The sequence below is a fragment of the Variovorax sp. YR216 genome (assembly GCF_900107745.1).
Lineage (GTDB): Bacteria > Pseudomonadota > Gammaproteobacteria > Burkholderiales > Burkholderiaceae_C > Variovorax.
This window is the reverse complement of the sequence record NZ_FNRO01000004.1, coordinates 77479-95583: the sequence shown is the minus strand read 5'-3', so window position 1 is coordinate 95583 and position 18105 is coordinate 77479. Positions and strand designations below refer to the sequence as shown.

Sequence of the window (18105 nt, the reverse complement as noted above, 5' to 3'; positions counted from 1 at the left end):
CAACGGGCCTCGCTTTGCGGGGCCCTTGTTTTTTTCGGGGGCTACTCCTTGATGTTCGCGGACTGGACGATTTTCTGGTTGCGGGCGTATTCGGCGCGCACGAACTGGCCCAGTTCTTCCGCCGAGCCGCTGCCGGGGAGGGCGCCCTGTTCCTGGAGCTTGGCGCGGATCTCGGGGTCCTTGAGGACGGCGTTGAGTTCCTGGTTGAGCCGGGTGACGATCGCCGGCGGCGTCGCGGCCGGGGCGAAGATGCCGGTCCAGCTCACCATCGAATAGCCCTTGAGGCCGGGCATCTCGTTGAAGGTCGGGGTGTCCGGCAAGGCCTCGAGGCGCTTCTCGCTCGTCACGCCGAGAGGCCTGAGGCGGTTGGCGCCCACATGCGGAATGGCGCTGGTGCTGACCAGCATCGCGAGGTCGACCTGATTGCCGATCACGTCGGTGGCGATCTGCGCGCCGCCGCGGTAGGGCACGTGGGTCACGTAGATGCCGGTGCGCTCCTTCAGCAATTCCATCGCGAGATGGAGCACCGTGCCCACGCCGGAGGTCGCGTAGTTGTACTTGCCGGGCGAGGCCTTCGCGAGCTTGACGAAGTCGGCGAAGGTCTTGACCGGCAGTCCCGGGCGCGCGACCAGCACCATCGGCGCGGTGTTCAGCATGCCGACGGGCGCGAGGTCCTTGAGCGGGTCGAACTTGAAGGCGCCCGGATTGATGAGCCGGCCGATCGCGATGGCGCTGTCCGGTCCGGCGACCAGCGTGTAGCCGTCCGGCGCGGCGTTGACCGCCTTGGCGACGCCGATCGCGCCGCCCGCGCCGGAGACGTTCTCGATGACGATCGTCTGCTTCAGCCGCTCGCCGAGCTTGGTCGCCACCAGGCGCGCGTTGAAGTCGATGCTGCCGCCGGCCGAGTAGGGAACGATCAGCGTGATCGGCTTCGCGGACGGCCATGCGGCCTGCGCCAGCGCTGCGCCGGGCAGCGCGGCGACCAGCATCGAGGCGAGGAGAAGGGGCTTGCGGATGAGCTTGTTCATGGCGTGGGAGAGGTCAGGTCTTGCGGGAGGCGTGCGCGCAGCGCGTCGAATTCGCCGGTCCATTGCGTGCGCCACTGGCGGCGAAGCGAATCGTCGATCCAGGCGCCGTCGAGCCCGTTGAGCATGAAGCCGCGCAGGTCGTCGAGGCCGAAGCCGAAGTCCCGCACCATCATGTGCCACGCCTGCGTGGGCGTGACCTTGTGCAGGGTCGGGTCGTCGGTGTTCGGGTGGATGCGAAGGCCGAGGCCGGGCATGCGGCGGATCGGATGGTCGAGCGCCCAGCGCTCCGGCGGCAGCGTGCGCAGGTAGTAGGAGTTGGTCGGCACCACGGTGAAGATCACGCCGCGCTTGGCGCATTCGCGCGCGAAGTCGGGCTGGTCGACCACCGTGTAGCCATGGTCGATGCGGTCGACCTGGAGCAGGTCGAGCGCGGTGCGCACGTTGGTCCATGGCATGCCGAATTCGCCGGCGTGCGCGGTCGTCTTGAGGCCGGCGCGGCGCGCTTCGGCGTACGCCTGCTGGAAGAGCTCGGGCGGTCGGTCGTTCTCGCGGTAGTCGATGCCGATGCCGATCACCTCGTCGCACCGGTTGCCGATGACCCAGCGCACCATCTCGACGGCGGCCTCCGGGCTGGCCTCGCGGTCGATCGCGGCGATCAGGCGGCCGGTGATGCCATGCGCCCGCTCCGCATCGTGGATCGCGCGCACGATCGCGTCCTGCGCCTGTCGGTAGTCGATGCCGGATTCGTGCACCGTGCCGGTCGGGTTCCAGAAGAACTCGGCGTAGCGCACGTTGTGGCCCGCGGCGTCTTCCAGGTATTCGAACGTCAGCCGGTGCAGGTCGTCGGCGCTGCGCACGAGTTCCGCATCGAGCGCCCGCAGCACGCGAAGCACGCCGACGGGCTTCTCGCCGCGCGTGTAGAAGGCTTCGATCTCGTCGTCGGGCAGCGGCTGGCCGGCGCGCCGGTTGAGGTCGATGAAGGTGTCCTTCCGCACGGTGCCGAACAGATGGCAGTGCAGTTCGACCTTCGGAATCGCATGGAGGAAGGATTCCAGAGGCGATGCCGGCGTGGCTGCGGGTTGTGTCATGGCGCGCAGTCTAGGGACGCCGCTGCGATAAGGAAAATTTTGAATTTCTATAATTTGATTCAGCCAAATGATGGCGAACCGGCCCCGATCCCATGGCGAATCCGCAGCTTTCCTCCCCCTTGCGCGCACTCACGCTGCGCCAGTTGCGGTTCTTTTCGGTGCTGGTGGAAGAGGGCCAGTTCGGCCGCGCCGCGAAGCGGCTTTCCATCACGCAACCCGCGCTCAGCAATGCGATCAAGCAGATGGAGAAGCTGCTCGGCGCCGAGCTGCTGACGCGGTCCACCCACCGTCTCGAACTCACGCCACTGGGCGCCGAGGTGCTCGCGCGCACCGATTTCCTGGTCAACACCTTCGACGTGGCGTTGCGCGATATCGAGCAGACGGTCCAGCGCGGGCGCGCTTTCGTACGCATCGGCGTGATCCCATCCGCGAGCGGCCGGGTCGCGGCGGCGGTCGGCGACTTTCTGCAGGGTGATGCGGCGCGTCAGGTGGAATTCGCCTGGCGCGATGCGCCGTCGAACACCTTGCTGGCCGAGGTGCGCAGCGGGCAGCTCGACATGGCGGTGGCCGCCATCACGGAGCCGCCCGGCGGCCTCGTCTGCGTGGACCTGTTCCGCGATCCGCTGGTGCTGGTGGTGCGGCGCGACCACGCGCTCGCGCAGGCGGGCGAAGCGGACTGGGAAGCCATCGGCGGCGAGCGGCTCGTGCTGTTCGAAAGCGGCAGCATGCCCGCGCTCGGCGATCCGGCGCGTGCCCAGTTCGCGCAAGGCGCGGAACCGTATCGCGTGAGCTATTCCGAGACGCTCTACGCGCTGGTGCGCGGCGGCCTCGCGCTGGGCCTGATGCCGAAGCTCTACACCTCCTCGCTGCGCGACGACGAACTGGTGGTGCTGCCGCTTCGCAAGCCCCACATCGAGCGGCGGGTGGTGCTGGTGCATCTCCCGGGGCCGATGCGCAATGTGATGGCACAGGCCCTGATTGCGCACCTGCGGCAAAGCCTGCCGTCGCCCGCCGACGGCATTGCGCCCCGGCGCTTCCGTCCGCCGCGCAAGCGCGGTGCGTGAGCCGCCGGGCCGCCCCAAGGCGAATACCGCAGCGCTGCTGCGCGGAGGTTACCCAATGAACTCAGTGCAGCTCGGTCGCGGTGTGGATGGTTTCGCGCACGCGCGGATAGATCTGCGCGTTCCACTTGCTGCCGCTGAATACGCCGTAGTGACCGACGCCGGCCTGCAGGTGATGTGTCTTGAGATAGGGCCGCACGCCGGTGCAGAGGTCCTGCGCCGCCACCGTCTGCCCGACCGAGCAGATGTCGTCACGCTCGCCTTCGACGGTCAGCAGCGCGGTGCGTCGGATGGCGGCGGGGTTGACCGCCCGCTCGCCGACGGTGAGCTTGCCGCGCGGCAGGTCGTAGGTCTGGAACACGCGCTCGACCGTTTCCAGATAGAACTCGGCCGGCAGGTCGTTGACCGCGAGGTATTCGTCGTAGAAGGTGCGGATCGTGTCGGCCTGCTCGATCTCACCGTCCACCAGGTGCCGGTAGAGCTTGGCGAACTGCTGCTTGTGGCGGTCCGGGTTCATGCTCATGAAGGCGCTGAGCTGCAGGAAGCCCGGGTACACCCGCCGCATCATGCCGGCATGCGGCCACGGCACATGGCTGATCAGGTTGCGCTCGAACCAGCCGATGGACCGGTCGTTCGCCAGCTTGTTCACGGTGGTCGGGTTGACCCGGCAATCGACCGGGCCGGCCATGAGCGTGAGGCTTCTCGGCGCCGCCGGGTTGTCGTCCTCGCCCATCAGTGCAGTGGCGGCCAGCGCCGCGACGCAGGGCTGGCAGACCGCCACCATGTGCACGCCGGGGCCGATCGCTTCGAGGAAATCGATGATCCGCAGCGTGTAGTCGTCCAGCCCGAAGCCGCCGTGCCAGAGCGGCACATCGCGCGCGTTGTGCCAATCGGTCACATACACGTCGTGGTCGCGCAAGAGGGTGCGCACGGTTTCGCGCAGCAGCGTCGCGAAATGGCCCGAGAGTGGTGCAGCCAGCAGCACCGGCGGATGCACCGCATTGGACTCTTTCCGGAAATGCAGCAGCGTGCCGAAGGGCGTGACCAAGGCGGCTTCTTCATGCACCGCGACTTCCTCGTCGTCGACCATCACGCTGTCGATGCCGTAGGGTGGCCGGGTGTGCGTGAGCCGCATGCGCGAGTAGACCTCCATGGCCGAGGCGAAGCGGCGGGTCAGACTGCGGTCTGCCTTGTCGTGCCACAGCGCCTTGCCGAGGTACTGCGCCGCGAGCCGTGTCGGCGAGAGCAGGTCGGCGTGGGTTTGATAGGCGCGATAAAGCATGCACGGGTCGCAGGCAAGTTGCGGGCCAGTCGTTCGCGGTCCGCGCATGGCGCACCTTTCTGGCACAGGCCTTGCACGACTGAATCGCCGATCCGGCGGACCAGGAGCGATGCATGGCCAAACCCGTTCTCACCATCAGCAGCAAGAACTACGGCGCGTGGTCGTTGCGTGGCTGGCTGATGTGCAAGCTCGCGGGCCTGGAGTTCACCGAGAAGGTGATCCCGCCGGACGACCCCGCGATGAAGGCCGAGATGCTGCTGCTGTCGGCCTCGATGCTGGTGCCGTCGCTGCAGCACGGCGGCATCAAGGTCTGGGACACGCTTGCGATCGGCGAATACCTCAACGAGATCAAGCCCAAGGCCGGGCTGCTGCCCGCCGACGCCAAGGCGCGCGCGCACTGCCGGGCGATCTGCGGCGAGATGCATTCGGGCTTCTCATCGATGCGCGGCTCGCTGCCGATGAACGTCAAGGCGCGCTTTCCCGGCTTCAAGATCTGGTCGCGTGCGCAAACGGACATCGACCGCATCGTCGCGATCTGGCGCGAATGCCTGTCGACCTACGGCGGGCCGTTCCTCTTCGGCGAAACGCCTTGCCTGGCGGACGCGATGTACGCGCCGGTGGTCACGCGCTTCGTCACCTACGACGTGTCGCTGGACAAGGCCTGCACCGCGTACTGCAAGCGCATCCTCGAACTGTCCGCGATGCAGGAATGGATCAAGGCCGCGAAGGCGGAGCCGGACGAGATCGACGAACTCGACGCCGAGTTCTGAGCTAGGTCAGCCTGGCTTGCGGAACATCCGGAGGTCGAGCGTGGATTCGTTGCCGAGCCACATCGCATGCGCGGTGTGGTCGAGGTAGTCGTCGCCCGTCACACCGTGCACGAAGACGTCGAGGCCGTGGCGGTTCGCATCGAGCCATTCAATGACCTCGTCGAATTCGGCTGCGTCGAAGGCGATCTGGCAGCTCCAGTGCGGATGCGGGCCGACCAGCTTCTCGTGTACCCGGCCGACCACCACCAGCAGGTTGTGACCCGCATCCTCCGCGAGCTGCCGCGCCTGCGCGACGGTGTCGGGGCCGAAGTAGATATGGGCGTGGTACTGCGGGTAGAGGTTTTCGGGGCGGCGCGGCATCGCTGTCTTTCTGATGGATGGGGAGCTTAGCGCGCGGCACACGTGAAGCCATGTCCACGAGAAACAAGTGGTTGCTGCTCGGCCGGCACGATGGTGGAATACTGTAAATTCATCCAGTATTCTGAGCGATCGCCATGCCCGATGCTTTCATCCCCCTTCACGCGCTCAAGGGCCGCGGCGCGGCTACGCGGCTGGCGCATCGCTTCGAGCGCGACACCCGCAGCGCCTTCGACGACGGCTGGGGCACGCTCGAAGACGGTGCCGCCGAAGCCGACGAACTTCCCCCGCTCGCCACCGAGGTCCGTTTCGAGGATGCCAAGTCGGTGCTCAGTCACAACGACTCGCCGGACATCACGTTCGACACGTCCCTCAACCCGTACCGTGGCTGCGAGCACGTTATGCGACACTCGTTTTGTTCACAACCTAGGTGGCAGAGATGGGACAGTTCATTTCTATGTCTCCAAACGAACTCAGTGAGGGTCGCGCGGTGGACCTGTTCGATACCCTTCTCGAAGACCTCGCTCCCCCAGTTCATGCCACTGACTCCGGTCTGATTGAGCCGCCCAGTTGGGTCGTGAGGAGAAGTCTGACTTCGTTCTCATCGAAGTTTGTACTTCTTCCTGATAATTTCCCTATCGTTCTCGATGAAAAAACCGGCTTCATTTGCGAGCCGGTTTTTTTATTTATTTTCGAAGAATACTTCAGTCCGGCCAAAATAAATTTCTTCAACACCTGCTGGGCATATGCGGATGACTTAAAGGAGTGGATGCGCTTCTTAGAGGAGTTTCATATTCCGTGGCATAGGGCCCTAAAGCATCATTTAGATACGTTTTGCTCAACTATGAGAGCGACGCCCGCTCCGTCGACGGGGGAGCCCTATTCAACCAACACGATAAACCGGCGTAGGATTGCAATTATTCTCTTCTACGAATGGGCGCGAGTAGAGTTTGGCAGTTTCGGCGGGGGAGTTAGGCGCGACTGCCTCATGCATAAAGAGTGTCATCCGAAGCGCAAGCTAGAGAAACTCAGCACCGAGAAAAGCCATGTCTCGGTCATATTTCCACACCAAGCGCGCCCCTTGGTTAAGGCGCTTGGCAAGCGACCCTCGGAGTTGGCCGCGCTTTATAGCTCTGTGCCAGCCTTCGAAAGGAAAGCGCCAATCGTCCATCTCGAGTCCTCAAGAGATAGGCTCGCGGTAGAGATTGCGCTGAAAACAGGACTCAGGCTTTTCGAGGTTACTGGGCTGACTCTATCCAATTTCAACCCGTTCAAAAAGCAAACCATTCTTCAAACCGAGTTGTATCAGGTGGGGAATATTCTGAGAAAAGGTGGGCGGAAGAGAAGTGTAGATTTTCCTGGCGCTCTAATTACTGAAATATTAACCTACATCGATGGGGAGCGCTCATGCATTTGTCGATGGACAGGGTCTAAGACTGACCGACTAATACTGAATCCAATGCGTTCGGGATTTGCGAGAGGTAAGCCGGTCTCTCGTCGGACCATCGAACGTCGTTTCAGTTCGGCTTGTATGGAAAGCGGGCTGACCAAGATAATTCAACGGGTCCGAATTGAAGAGAGTGGCGGCGTTTCAACACCCGACGACGTAAAGGTTCCTCTTTTTGTATTTCATGACCTGCGCCACACCTACACGGTTTGGACTTACTTCGCGAGAAGGAAGTCAGATAAGGCTCCTTGGGTGTATTTGCAAAAGCAGCTTGACCATGCTCATCTAAGTACCACGACCAACATTTATCTAGACTCTCTTCCCCAGTTTGAGCAAATCGCCAGTGACAAATACATGGCGACGCTACATGGCAAGACGTAAATTATCCCGTTTTGCGCTACTCAGTGAAGACCAGCGCAAACTTATTTCCTCTGAACCCGGCAGCGTTGTTATCGGCAAGGGGTTGTTATCGTTCGTTGGGCCGGCTGGCAATCTCTCATACTACCAAGAAGCCTATGGGGAATTGGAGAGTTTGCTTAAAGACTGGAGAACCAAAGACTATTGGCTTACCGCCTTCCAGCTATATGCAAACTCTCCTGACCTCGTGGCGCCTTCGGCTTATGGTAGCGCGGTTTCGGATTTTAAATGTGGTTTTTGGAAATTTGTTGCGCATAAGCATGATGAAAGCTTTGCACTTCAAGATTTAAGTCAAGAGTACATCGACTCCTTCGAGACGTGGCTTGAAGAGGACGAGAGCAAGATTGCGAATAACAGAAATTATCTGCAGGGCGCCAAGAGAAGTCCTAATACGAACAGGCGCTACTATGCGTTTGCCCGCCGCCTAGTCGGTGAAATGTATTTTCAAGCCAATCCTGACGGGAGCATGCCATCCCCCGCGATTTTTCGGAATCGCGCCTTTGTTGACGCCCACCGGGCGACAACTCCAACACGTGTCTTGAGCGATGTCGAATGGGAAGCGCTGCACCAAACTGCAAGAAGGGTTGCTTTAGCGATTAAACAGAAAGTAGAGCAAGACTGGGTGATACTTGAAGGGGCGCCAATTCAGGCAAACAATCAGGTCAAAAATAGAAGTAAGTACAAAGACCGCGCGTGTGTGCTCTGGGAGTTGCGCAAGCTATACCCAAATCATCTCATACCATCCCGGCAGGAAATAAGAAGTGTCGATAAACTGTTGGACGGTTCGATAACGCACGTCCATGGATATCGCGACGTGGTGATATCTTTCGCACCCTCGGTCGAAACAATTTTTCCTTTCATGCTGTTGTTGGCTATTTACTCGCAGCCCAACACCGGCCCATTGACGGGCCTCAAATCTGAAAATATCACGAACGTGTCAGTCCTAGGGGCTGACAGGATTATTTTTGAGTTTTTAGACGAAGAACTCAACAGCGACAGCATTCGAGGCGATACCAATGACTTCGAGTTGGAGGGGCGCGGAGACGCGACTACTGGTCAGGGGTCGGAGCGCGTGGCTTTTGAATGGGAAAAGCCTCGAATCCATTCTAGCTATGTTAGGAGTTTCGCCGTCGACACGGTAGACCCTCTCTCCCCTTCGGAAATCTGGAAGTTCGTAGAAAAGTGGACTAGAGGAATCAGGCCATTGGCTGGGCCGCACTCCGGTTATCTGTTCATATTTGCAGGAAATACGCGGAAAGTTAGGGCCTTCTTGAATGCCGCCGGGATTGGCGTCGACGATATCTGTTGGCGCCACGCATTCAAGATGTTTTGTAGGGAAAATGGATTAGCGCGCACCAACATTTCCGAGGTCCGGATGACCGGACTCAACAAAGTTAGTGAGGTCACTGGAGGAGACTTGGTCAGTGTGCGGGAGGCCGCAGGCCATCGTCGCGGTTCTTCCACGGTGACACTTCACTACGAGGGTGACGGCGCCAGGCTTCAGAAGAACGAGCGACTTGGTGAAGTTGCTGGAACGATGGAGCGCTGGGCGACTACACGCGGACGAAGCCACGTCAGAGGCGCTCCGGATGACACGGATTTGGGAGCAGCAACTCCTGGCTGGCACTGCTTGGACCCTTTTGACTCGCCGCTCCAAGGCGAGAGAAAAGGACGCCTTTGCCAAGGGTTTGGTCGGTGTCCAGATTGCCCACTAGCAACGCTTGATATTACCTCACCATACTCCTTTGCCCGAGCTTTTCAGCTTTTGCGGGAAACCGAGCTAGCGCAAGAGTATTTGCCTGTAAAACGTTGGCTCGCTGTGTACCGACCTGTGCAAATGAAGTTGCGAGCGAAATGGTTGCCGTCTTTCAGCATTGAAGTTGTTGAAGCGGCCAAATCTTTGAATTTAGGTCCAATCGGGAGACTTGAATGAACACATCAAAAACGGGTGGCCCGTTCGCAACGCCGCACGCCGGCGAGTCAACAAATCTGGCTTCTGCCAGACGCGACCCGATGTTTAAAGTTTCTGCCATCTCTCTTTGGAAGGACCACCAATGGTTCCTGGCGTCATCAGTGCCGGGCAGCCCCACCATCAGTATCAATTTCGAGTTCGAGCTCCACGATGGTTCCAAGAGTACAGAGTCCAAATACTCTATCCTCCTGGAGTCATGCAAAGAGGTGACCTGGGGAATGATAACCGTGGATAGCTGGTGGGGGGCACGCCTTAAGCCTTCCAGCGTTTCGAGCGTCAGTGTCGGTATCCGCGAGCTTTTTAAATGGATGGTGTTTAATGAATTACAGGATTTTTCGCAATTAAATGATGTAGTTCAGGGCGAGTACCTGCGTGACTTGCCTCTCCTGATTGTGAACAGAACAGCATTTTATGAATTTGACTTTTCCAAAGGGCTGACGGATTTTCTGAGTGACGAGTCTTTACCGAACCCCGATATTGAGCTGCTCGCTTGGAGCGAAGTAGGCGACGAAGGCGACGATGAAGATGAAGATAGCGAAGGAGTTGTTCCAGATGGCATAGAACACTCTACGCCAGTAATGGGATGCGGCAAGCCCGAAGAAGTGTCGAAAAAGGGCTTGAGTTATAGCCAAGCATCTCTTCGAGTCAATGTCATTTACTACATATTCGCGCAAGGAGCCTCGCTCGCTGCTCACGGCTTGCCAACGATGCCTGCGGAGGCCTTTTCGGGCGCTTCGGCGGCGGAGGTGACGAAGCAACTAGCCAAGCATGTTGTCAACAGGACTCCCCCATTACCGGATGAAGTGGCATTGCCGTTGCTAGAAGAGGCGATTGTCTGGATAGATGAGAAGAGTCATGACGTCCTCAGGCTTCAAGGCCTTTATCTCAGTGAATTTGATTTTGCTCGCACAATGGGACCTAGGCAGCAGTGGCAGTACCTGAACGACGTACTTCACTCTTTTGAGTTTTCCGTTTTGGATGGGGGCACCGAACCGTGGCACGGAAAAATAGAGGCGAGGGAGGTTGTCCGCCCTGAGTTTGACTACGAAGCCACGCTATCTCCCACACAAATCCTCAGAGAGTTGGTGCTGACTGTGCGTGATGCAGCGCTCACAATTTTGTTGTACTTAGTTGGTCTAAGAGCTAGTGAGGTGTGTTCTCCGAAAATCGCAGAGACGAGTGATAGTTTGATTCCTGGTTGCGTGTCGATGCGTTTAAACAAGGCCGGCACAATGGAGCTCTATTTTTTGCACGGACTTCTTTCTAAGGGTGTTGACACGCCGCGAGCAGAGCAATGGCTTATCGGGAGTTGTCCTTGTGGTTCAAAAATATTGCCGATAACGGTTCGTGCTATTAAAGTTGTTGAATCGCTTTTTAAGCCTTGGCGAGAGCTTTCGGGGTTGAATCAGTTGTTTTTGAATTTTTCGCAGCCCAAGTCATTGCCACAGTCGGTGTCCAGCGTTGTGCCGATTTCGAGGAATGCGGTAGGTGTGGGGTTGAAGCGATTTGTTTATTCTCGGGTGGACCTAAGTCATTTGCCGGATACAAACGAGCGTGCCGAAGACTTGTGGAAATATAGAGACAGCAGAGGTTGGTGCATCAGGGCTGGCCAAGGGCGAAAGACTTTTGCGGCTTATATATTAGAATCTCGCACTTCGTTGCTTCCTTCGGTCCAGCACCATTTCAAACATTTCAACGATTCGGTAACCGAATCCGCATATTTTCCAGCCGTGTTCAGACTTCGCCAAGAAGCCGAGTCTGTTCGTGCAGCTGAAACGGTGAATTGGTTTTCAATGGCGCTCGACGGGGTTCCGATTTACGGTGGAATGGCGGGGCCTATATCGGAGTGGTTTGACTCATTGGGCTTGAAAGAGCTGAATAAGGGTGAACGCGAAGAAGTTCTCTCGAACATGGTTCGACTGCACGACCTTCGCATTTTCTTTTCGGACCATGGGAATTGCTTGATTAAAGCTCGGCCTTTGGCTTCAAAGTGTCAGCAGCTCAGCGACACTGAGTCTTGGGCCGCCGTTGCACCAAACTTTGAGGTCCGCACTCCAAGCATGTGTGCTGGCTGCCCATGCTTCGTTTGGGACCCCAGTCATCTCCCGTTTTGGATTGCTCGAGGCGAGGAGCTCGGCAGGGCTGTAGCTTCGGCTGACAAAGGGAACCTAGGGGAGTTCCGCGTTCTGTCCGAACGACTTGACCGAACCACTCAGATTATTCGATTAACACAAAAAGGAAAGCGAAATGTCCAGTAGTGAATTGCCCCCCGAATGGGTGAACGACCCTGCGCTGTCGGAGTTCGAAAATTCCCTCTGGGCGGCGCTGAGGCGACTGGAACGAGGAACGCCGACGAACGCAGACCTAGTCGTTGCCGCCTCCGAGGGGCGGTTGCGAATCTCAATCACTACAGTTGCCGCAGAGGCAGGCTGTTCGCGCACGCCGATAGGCACGGAGGGGTGCGACTACCCGAACGTTCGAAAAGCCATCCTAGAGCGCAAGAAGGTTACGGGAAGCTCGTTGCGACAGGAGATTGCTCGCTTGCGAGCACGAGTGGCTGAGTTGGAAACGCGACTGGCAGCGCGTGACTCGACCAGCGGAGAACTGATTTTGCGAATGCGAGCACTGTCGAAGGGGAGAACACCTTCCGGTGCGCCCCTGGCAAAACGAGATGTCAAATCGCGGCGAAACGCGCTTCGCGTTGTCGAGGGGACCAGCGATTCTCTAGAGTCCTGAGGTTTTCAGGGCTGGGCGTTCCCTCACGAGCGGCCGGAAAGGGAGATAACGGCTCGTTCGAGACTACTGGAAATCCCTAGATGAAGTGGCAAGTCTTCCTAGGAGGGGCGTCATGTCCGCCAACTTGTGAGCAATCAGGTTCTTGACGTCACCTTCCCGCTGCCACATCCCGTAAACGGCAAGAAGGCGCGCCCGCAACACCTCTGGCCGCTGTTGCTCTCGAAGTGATTTCCACACGATGACCTGCACGTTCCCAGTCTCGTCTTCCAGGCTGATGAAGACAGTTCCCTTTGCCGTCTCGGGTTGCTGCCGCACGGTCACGATGCCGGCGTAGCGGACCATTTGCCCGTCCGGCACGGTTTCGAGGTCTTCCGCCCTGAGCAGTTGCCTGCGGGTGAGGGCGGGCCGAAGTAGCGCCAGTGGGTGGCTGCGCAAGGTCAGTCCCACCGTGTCATAGTCGTGGACGACCTCTTCTCCCTCTAGGGCCGCAGGTAACTCAAGGAAATCCTCGTCAATTGAAGCGTCGTTCAAAAGCTTCGGCGGGCGCCGCAGCGCTGATGCTTGCCAGACCTGCTGCCGCCGGTGGCCCGATAGGCTCCTGAGCGCATCAGCTCCCGCGAGCAGCTGCATTTCGTGCTGTTCCAACTCGGCCCGGCGAGCCAGTTCCTCCGGGTCGTCAAACGGTGAGCGGTCCCTTGCGGCCAGTATTCGAAGCACCGACGCTTCCTTGAGGCCCTTGATGAGACGCAGTCCCAAGCGCACTGCGGGCTGCTTTGGAAGGTCTTCCAGCGTGCAATCCCAATCGCTACTCATCACGTCAACAGGGCGGACTTCTACGTGGTGTCGCTGCGCGTCCTGAACTAGCTGCGATGGCGAGTAGAACCCGAGCGGCTGCGAATTCAGCATTGCAGCCAAGAACTCCGCAGGATGGTGACACTTGAGCCAGCTCGAGGCATACACGAGCAGCGCAAAGCTCGCCGCGTGTGATTCGGGGAAGCCGTACTCGCTGAAGCCCTTGATTTGCTCGAAGATTTGCTCGGCAAAGCTGCGCTCGTAGCCGCGCGATGTCATGCCGTCGACAATCTTGTCGTAGTAGTGCTGCAGGCCGCCTTTGCGCTTCCAGGCTGCCATTGAGCGACGCAAGTGGTCGGCTTCGCCGGCCGAGAATCCCGCGGCCAACATGGCAACCTGCATCACCTGCTCCTGGAAGATGGGCACGCCCAAGGTGCGGCCCAGCGCTTCCCGAAGTGCCTCGCTCGGGAAGACCACGGGCTCTTTGCCTTGCCGACGGTTCAGATAAGGATGGACCATCTGCCCTTGAATCGGGCCGGGCCGAACGATGGCGACCTCGATGACAAGGTCGTAGAAGCATCTCGGCTTCAGGCGCGGCAGCATCGACATCTGAGCGCGACTCTCAATCTGAAAGACGCCCACGGTGTCGGCCCTGGAAATCATCTCGTAGGTCTGCGGGTCCTCCGCCGGAATGTCCTGCATCTCAAAGGCATGACCCTTGCGCATGCCGACGAACTCGAGCGACCGCCGGATGGCCGAGAGCATCCCCAGCGCCAGGACGTCCACCTTGAGCAAGCCGAGCGCGTCGAGGTCGTCCTTGTCCCATTCGCAAATGGTGCGGCCTTCCATGGCCGCGTTCTCCACCGGCACGATGCGTGTCAAGGGTCCCTTCGTAAGAACGAAGCCGCCCGGGTGCTGGGACATGTGCCGAGGCATGCCAATGAGCTGGCCCGTCAGCATCAAGAGCTGCTGTACCGCGAGGTCCTCGGGATTCAGGCCGGCTTCGGCTACTCGCTGCTGCATCGCATCCGTGCCATCCCACCATGCCAGGTTGGAGCTCAAGGCGTCGAGCTGGTCAACCTCGAAGCCAAGCGCCTTGCCGACATCCCGAAAGGCCGATTTGGCCCGATACGACGTGACCACTGCCGTGAGGGCGGCACGGTCGCGGCCGTACTTTGTGTAGAGGTACTGAATGACCTCCTCGCGCCGCTGGTGCTCGAAGTCGACATCGATGTCGGGCGGCTCGTTTCGTTCGCGGCTGATGAAGCGCTCGAAGAGCACGGACATCCGGGCCGGGTCGACCTCCGTCACTCCGATGCAATAGCAAACCACGCTGTTCGCTGCGCTGCCGCGGCCCTGGCAGAGAATCTGCTGGGACTGCGCGAAGCGCACGATGTCCGCCACCGTGAGGAAGTAGTGCTCATAGCCGAGCTCTCGAATGAGGTCGAGTTCATGCTCAATCTGCGTCTGGACCTTCGCGGGCATTCCTTCCGGCCAACGGCGCCCGGCACCGTCGTACGTGAGCTGACGCAAATAGCTCGTGGGCGTGTGTCCGACGGGCACGACTTCGCTCGGGTACTGGTAGCGCAGCTCTTCCAACGAGAACTCACAACGTGCCGCCACGTGCAGTGTTTCGGCCAGAAGGTCTGGAGGAAAGCGTTGCGAGAGCTGAAGGCGGCTGCGTAGGTGCTGCTCGGTGTTGGCCTCAAGGTCCACGCCGCACTCTGTCAATGGTCGCCCGACCCTCGTGGCCGCCATGACGTCGTGCAACGGTTTGCGAGAGCGCACGTGCATGCGGACGTCTCCTGACGCGACGAGCGGAATCGCGGTCAGTTCGCTGACCTGGCGCATGCGATGGAGCCACATCTCGTCGTCCAGTACGCGGTACATCTCGACGCCGAGCCAACACCTTCCCGTGAAGTTCGCGAGCAGCCATCTCGCAATGGTCGCAAGCTGAGCGTCCGTCGCTTCTCGGTCCGGTGATGCGAGGACCACGCAGTCCGTCATGGTCTGGGGGTCGATGGCGTCGATGGCGACGTGGTACGTGCCCTTCGGTGCGTTGCGGCGCAGGTGCGTGATGAACTCGCAGAGGTTGCCGTACCCATTGAGATTGCAGGCGAGGACGACCAATGTAAACGGCTCGTCGCAGGTGACGAGGAACTGGCTACCGAACAGGACCTTGAGTCCATGCTCTTTGCCCGCAACGTGTGCGCGCACCACGCCCGCCATCGTGCACTCGTCGGTGACGGCCAGGGCGGTGTAGCCCAGCGCCTTGGCTCGTTCGACCAGTTCCTCTGGCCAACTTGCTCCCTTGAGGAACGAGTAGTTGGTGAGGCACCGCAGTTCGGCATATTCAGGAATGCCTGCGCGTGGGTCACTGCTCATGCAAATGACCCATGCAGGTACCAGGCTGTCGCATCTCTGGCCAATCTCTCCTGGAACACCCACAAGACGCCTGCATGGGTGCTGAGTGCCACGTAGTAGTCGCGCACAACGTTGCGCGTTTCCTGCTGTTCCTCGACCTTCACGCGGTGCCACCAGCCGCCTTCGACACGGTGCGGCCCGGACAACAACTGCAGCGTGCCCTGGTACATGGGTCTGTTGCCGTCCATCGCCAACCGAAGCGGCTGCGGCAACGCGAAAGTGGGCTGCGGGAAGCGGCTTCGTCGCGGTCGCTTCTTGGGCAGCGGTGTCGGAGCGGACTGCCAGTGCTGCATCCATTCCATGCGATGGTCCTCTGACAGGACCGGACGCAGGACCTTCTGAGGCCCCAGCCGCGCGGCGACGCGTTCCAGCACCAATGTCATCGATTCGCCTTGACGCGTTGCGTCCGGGAGGAACGAGGCGCTCGTCTCTTCGAGCGGATGCACGTCGAGCGCTTCAAGCTCAAGGTCCCCGGCGGGCGCTGCGAGCTCGACCTTGGCCAAGTTCTCTGCCAGCAAGCGGCACAGGTGCTCGAGGTTACGCATCGGCTCAGCAGTTCTAATGGTCACCTCTCCGCCTTCGCCGGCCTCCCGAGGTCGCATGGTGTCGTGCATCCAGCGCAGGACGAAAGCGGTCGTTCCGGAATTGCGTGCAGCCAGCCAGCCGCAAAGCTGTACGAGTAGGCGACGCGCGCCAAACAGAATGGCGGGAGCCGATTCCACGCGCGCCATCAGCTCGAGGCGAGCCTTGAACGTCTCCGGGACCTGAACCCAGGAATGAGCTTCTGGTCGAAGGCCGTAGGCCTGGTCGAGGGCGTGAAGCAACTGCTTGTCGAAGCGCCGACTGATGCCACCGCGCGGAAGTGCACGCACATCTCCCAAGGTACGGCAGCCAAGCTGATTGAGAACGGTGACATGAGGGCGCACCGCGGATAGAGTCCCCATCGGTAGGGCATCGAGCAAAGCGGTCAAGGACCCTCGAACCCCGTTCTCCTTGCCCGCTCGTGCAAACGCGAGGGCTGCGAGGCTCGTGGGCGCCCAAGCGGTCTGGGAAACGCCTAGTTCGCTCGCTCCCTGGATGACGCGGTCGCGCAGGACGCGCTTGCCCCCGAAGAGCCGCGTGCTTGCCTCGACTTCGATGACAACTGCGTCCTCGACGACGGCCGTTCGCGGTGTGAACTGCAACGCCCATATCGAGACACCTCGCAGTTGGTCATCAGGCGGCGGCGTGTTGTCGGGGCCTGGTGGCAACAGCAGGGCTGCCCACAACATTGGGGGCCTCTTGAATCAAACGGCTGGGACGACGCAGCCGGGGGGTCAGCACGGAGGCCAAACCGCCAGGAATGGAAGGGAGCAAGATGGGATGCTCGTGCGAGGGTCCTCGGCGCTTCAGGATGTTCACCTTCAGTTCCCAGTCGAGCCCGACTGATGCCAGAACTCGCAACGGGGCTGCAGACGATTCATGCCGAGCGACGTCCGGTCGGCAAATGAAAACCAGACCTTCGCAGTTCTGAGCGCAAACCTGAAGGCGGCGAAGTTGCTCTGAACGGGCCTTCGGCAGCCACGCAATGATGGCACCCGCGGCGTTCGATTTGATGAGCTGTTCGGCAGTCCACAGGCGCTCTGCAGGTAGGTCGGCTTGAATCCAAATGAACTTCCCCTCGTCGAGGCCGACGTGCTGAAGGCCAGGGAGGTGAGGATGTCGCGGCGGACCGATGACGACGACTTGGCCACCGCCTTCGACGACTGGCTTCAACGCAGGGGCAAGCAGCCGCCATTCGAGAACGGCGGGCTGGGCAGTCAGCACTTCCGAGAGCGACTGGCGCGGCCAGCCACCGCCTGGAAGCTCCGCATCTAGCTCTGGCCATCCCGTCAGCGCAGTTGGCGCTGTCCGGAGACCAAGCTCGTTCCCGTGCCAAACGGCCTCGGCAACCCGAGGGGGCAGCAAAAGGCCGCGCGGAAGCTCGGCTGTGTGGTCATTGGCGGCACTCGAGGTGTCGCGAGCAAGAACGGCGGACATGGAGTTAAAATACTGTACAGGCATACAGTATCACCGTCGCGACCATCTGTCAGTAGGAATTCGTGCTCGCAGCAAGGCTAGCGGGAATCACATGCAAGAGGAGTTATTCGCCGAAGCCGACTTGGCCTGTCCGATTGAGGGCTTGGAATATCAGCCGGACTTCCTGAGCCCGGAGGAGGAGGGGTACTTGCTGGGTATCGTCCGCTCGCTGCCGCTTTGCGCAGCGCAGTACAAGCAGTACCTGGCGCGGCGCCGGGTAGCAAGCTTCGGCGGGTCCTTTGACTACGACACAAACATGCTTCGCCCGGGCAAACCCCTGGACGAACGGCTAGTTCCACTGCGCGACCGTGTCGCCGGCTGGCTGGGCGTGCGGCACGACGAACTCGTGCACGCGCTTGTAGCCGAGTACGTACCAGGAACGCCCCTTGGTTGGCATCGCGACGTACCGAACTTTGAAGTCATTGCGGGGGTCTCATTGGGCAACAACGCTGTGTTGCGCTTCAGGCCGTATCCTCCGGATGACGTCGCGAAGCGCGCGGTACTTGAGATGGATGTTGCTCCGCGGTCTGTCTACAAGATGGCGGGCCAAGCACGATGGGCTTGGCAGCATAGCGTGTCACCCGTGAAGGCGATGAGATGGTCGATAACTTTTCGCACGCGAAGGTAACCCGATGCGCGACGATTGCGTGCGCCCCAACTGGAGACGGCTCCC

The 18105-nt window shown here is 60.2% G+C and carries 13 protein-coding genes and 1 pseudogene; 7 read left to right on the top strand and 7 right to left on the bottom strand.

Going from position 1 to position 18105, the window contains the following annotated elements:
• Window positions 1-41 precede the first annotated feature (41 nt).
• Together BLW05_RS13695 and add are read right to left on the bottom strand one after the other, a co-directional pair.
• Entirely contained in the window at window positions 42-1028 is a 987-nt protein-coding gene (locus tag BLW05_RS13695) for a Bug family tripartite tricarboxylate transporter substrate binding protein (protein WP_093163320.1), read from the bottom strand.
• Window positions 1025-2116 carry an adenosine deaminase gene (gene add / locus BLW05_RS13690; RefSeq protein WP_093163318.1) on the bottom strand — a complete coding sequence of 364 codons (1092 nt, stop codon included), beginning with the start codon at window positions 2114-2116 and terminating at the stop codon, window positions 1025-1027. Before add ends, BLW05_RS13695 begins: the two co-directional genes overlap by 4 nt.
• Before the next feature lie 92 nt (window positions 2117-2208).
• Here add and BLW05_RS13685 point away from each other — a divergent pair, with 92 nt between their 5' ends.
• Complete coding sequence (locus BLW05_RS13685) at window positions 2209-3180, top strand: LysR family transcriptional regulator (protein WP_093163317.1); 972 nt, start codon at window positions 2209-2211, stop codon at window positions 3178-3180.
• A gap of 61 nt (window positions 3181-3241) precedes the next feature.
• Here the strand turns inward: BLW05_RS13685 and BLW05_RS13680 are convergent, their stop codons facing one another.
• Window positions 3242-4459: a polyhydroxyalkanoate depolymerase gene (locus BLW05_RS13680; RefSeq protein ID WP_093163315.1), complete on the bottom strand. Its 1218-nt coding sequence runs from the start codon at window positions 4457-4459 to the stop codon at window positions 3242-3244.
• Between the two features lie 113 nt (window positions 4460-4572).
• Between BLW05_RS13680 and BLW05_RS13675 the strand changes: the two genes are divergently transcribed.
• Entirely contained in the window at window positions 4573-5229 is a 657-nt protein-coding gene (locus BLW05_RS13675) for a glutathione S-transferase family protein (protein WP_093163314.1), read from the top strand.
• Window positions 5230-5235: 6 nt separating this feature from the next.
• Here the strand turns inward: BLW05_RS13675 and BLW05_RS13670 are convergent, their stop codons facing one another.
• Entirely contained in the window at window positions 5236-5589 is a 354-nt protein-coding gene (locus BLW05_RS13670) for a DOPA 4,5-dioxygenase family protein (RefSeq protein WP_093163312.1), read from the bottom strand.
• A gap of 134 nt (window positions 5590-5723) precedes the next feature.
• Between BLW05_RS13670 and BLW05_RS36420 the strand changes: the two are divergent.
• The 4 genes and pseudogenes from BLW05_RS36420 to BLW05_RS35390 form a co-directional block, all read left to right on the top strand.
• A pseudogene (locus BLW05_RS36420) lies at window positions 5724-5984 on the top strand (radical SAM protein); the annotation flags it as partial.
• A gap of 41 nt (window positions 5985-6025) precedes the next feature.
• Window positions 6026-7414, top strand: a complete 1389-nt coding sequence (locus BLW05_RS13660) for a tyrosine-type recombinase/integrase (RefSeq protein ID WP_093163310.1) — start codon at window positions 6026-6028, stop codon at window positions 7412-7414.
• Window positions 7401-9383, top strand: coding sequence for a hypothetical protein (locus BLW05_RS35395; protein ID WP_143044830.1), 1983 nt, complete (start codon window positions 7401-7403; stop codon window positions 9381-9383). The genes BLW05_RS13660 and BLW05_RS35395 overlap by 14 nt, the downstream gene beginning before the upstream one ends.
• Window positions 9380-11680, top strand: a complete 2301-nt coding sequence (locus BLW05_RS35390) for a hypothetical protein (RefSeq protein ID WP_143044829.1) — start codon at window positions 9380-9382, stop codon at window positions 11678-11680. The genes BLW05_RS35395 and BLW05_RS35390 overlap by 4 nt, the downstream gene beginning before the upstream one ends.
• A gap of 541 nt (window positions 11681-12221) precedes the next feature.
• Here the strand turns inward: BLW05_RS35390 and BLW05_RS13650 are convergent.
• From BLW05_RS13650 to imuA, 3 genes are read right to left on the bottom strand one after another with little or no spacing between them, the layout of a single operon-like run.
• Complete coding sequence (locus tag BLW05_RS13650; RefSeq protein WP_093163307.1) at window positions 12222-15335, bottom strand: error-prone DNA polymerase; 3114 nt, start codon at window positions 15333-15335, stop codon at window positions 12222-12224.
• Window positions 15332-16645: a Y-family DNA polymerase gene (locus BLW05_RS13645; protein ID WP_177142654.1), complete on the bottom strand. Its 1314-nt coding sequence runs from the start codon at window positions 16643-16645 to the stop codon at window positions 15332-15334. Before BLW05_RS13645 ends, BLW05_RS13650 begins: the two co-directional genes overlap by 4 nt.
• A complete protein-coding gene (gene imuA / locus BLW05_RS13640) occupies window positions 16590-17393 on the bottom strand; it encodes a translesion DNA synthesis-associated protein ImuA (protein WP_143044837.1) in 804 nt (267 codons plus the stop codon). The genes BLW05_RS13645 and imuA overlap by 56 nt, the downstream gene beginning before the upstream one ends.
• On the opposite strand from imuA, the gene BLW05_RS36790 reads away from it, so the two are divergent.
• Entirely contained in the window at window positions 17392-18060 is a 669-nt protein-coding gene (locus BLW05_RS36790) for an alpha-ketoglutarate-dependent dioxygenase AlkB (RefSeq protein WP_371126940.1), read from the top strand. The two genes, imuA and BLW05_RS36790, sit on opposite strands and share 2 nt — an antisense overlap.
• The last annotated feature ends 45 nt before the right edge of the window (window positions 18061-18105 follow it).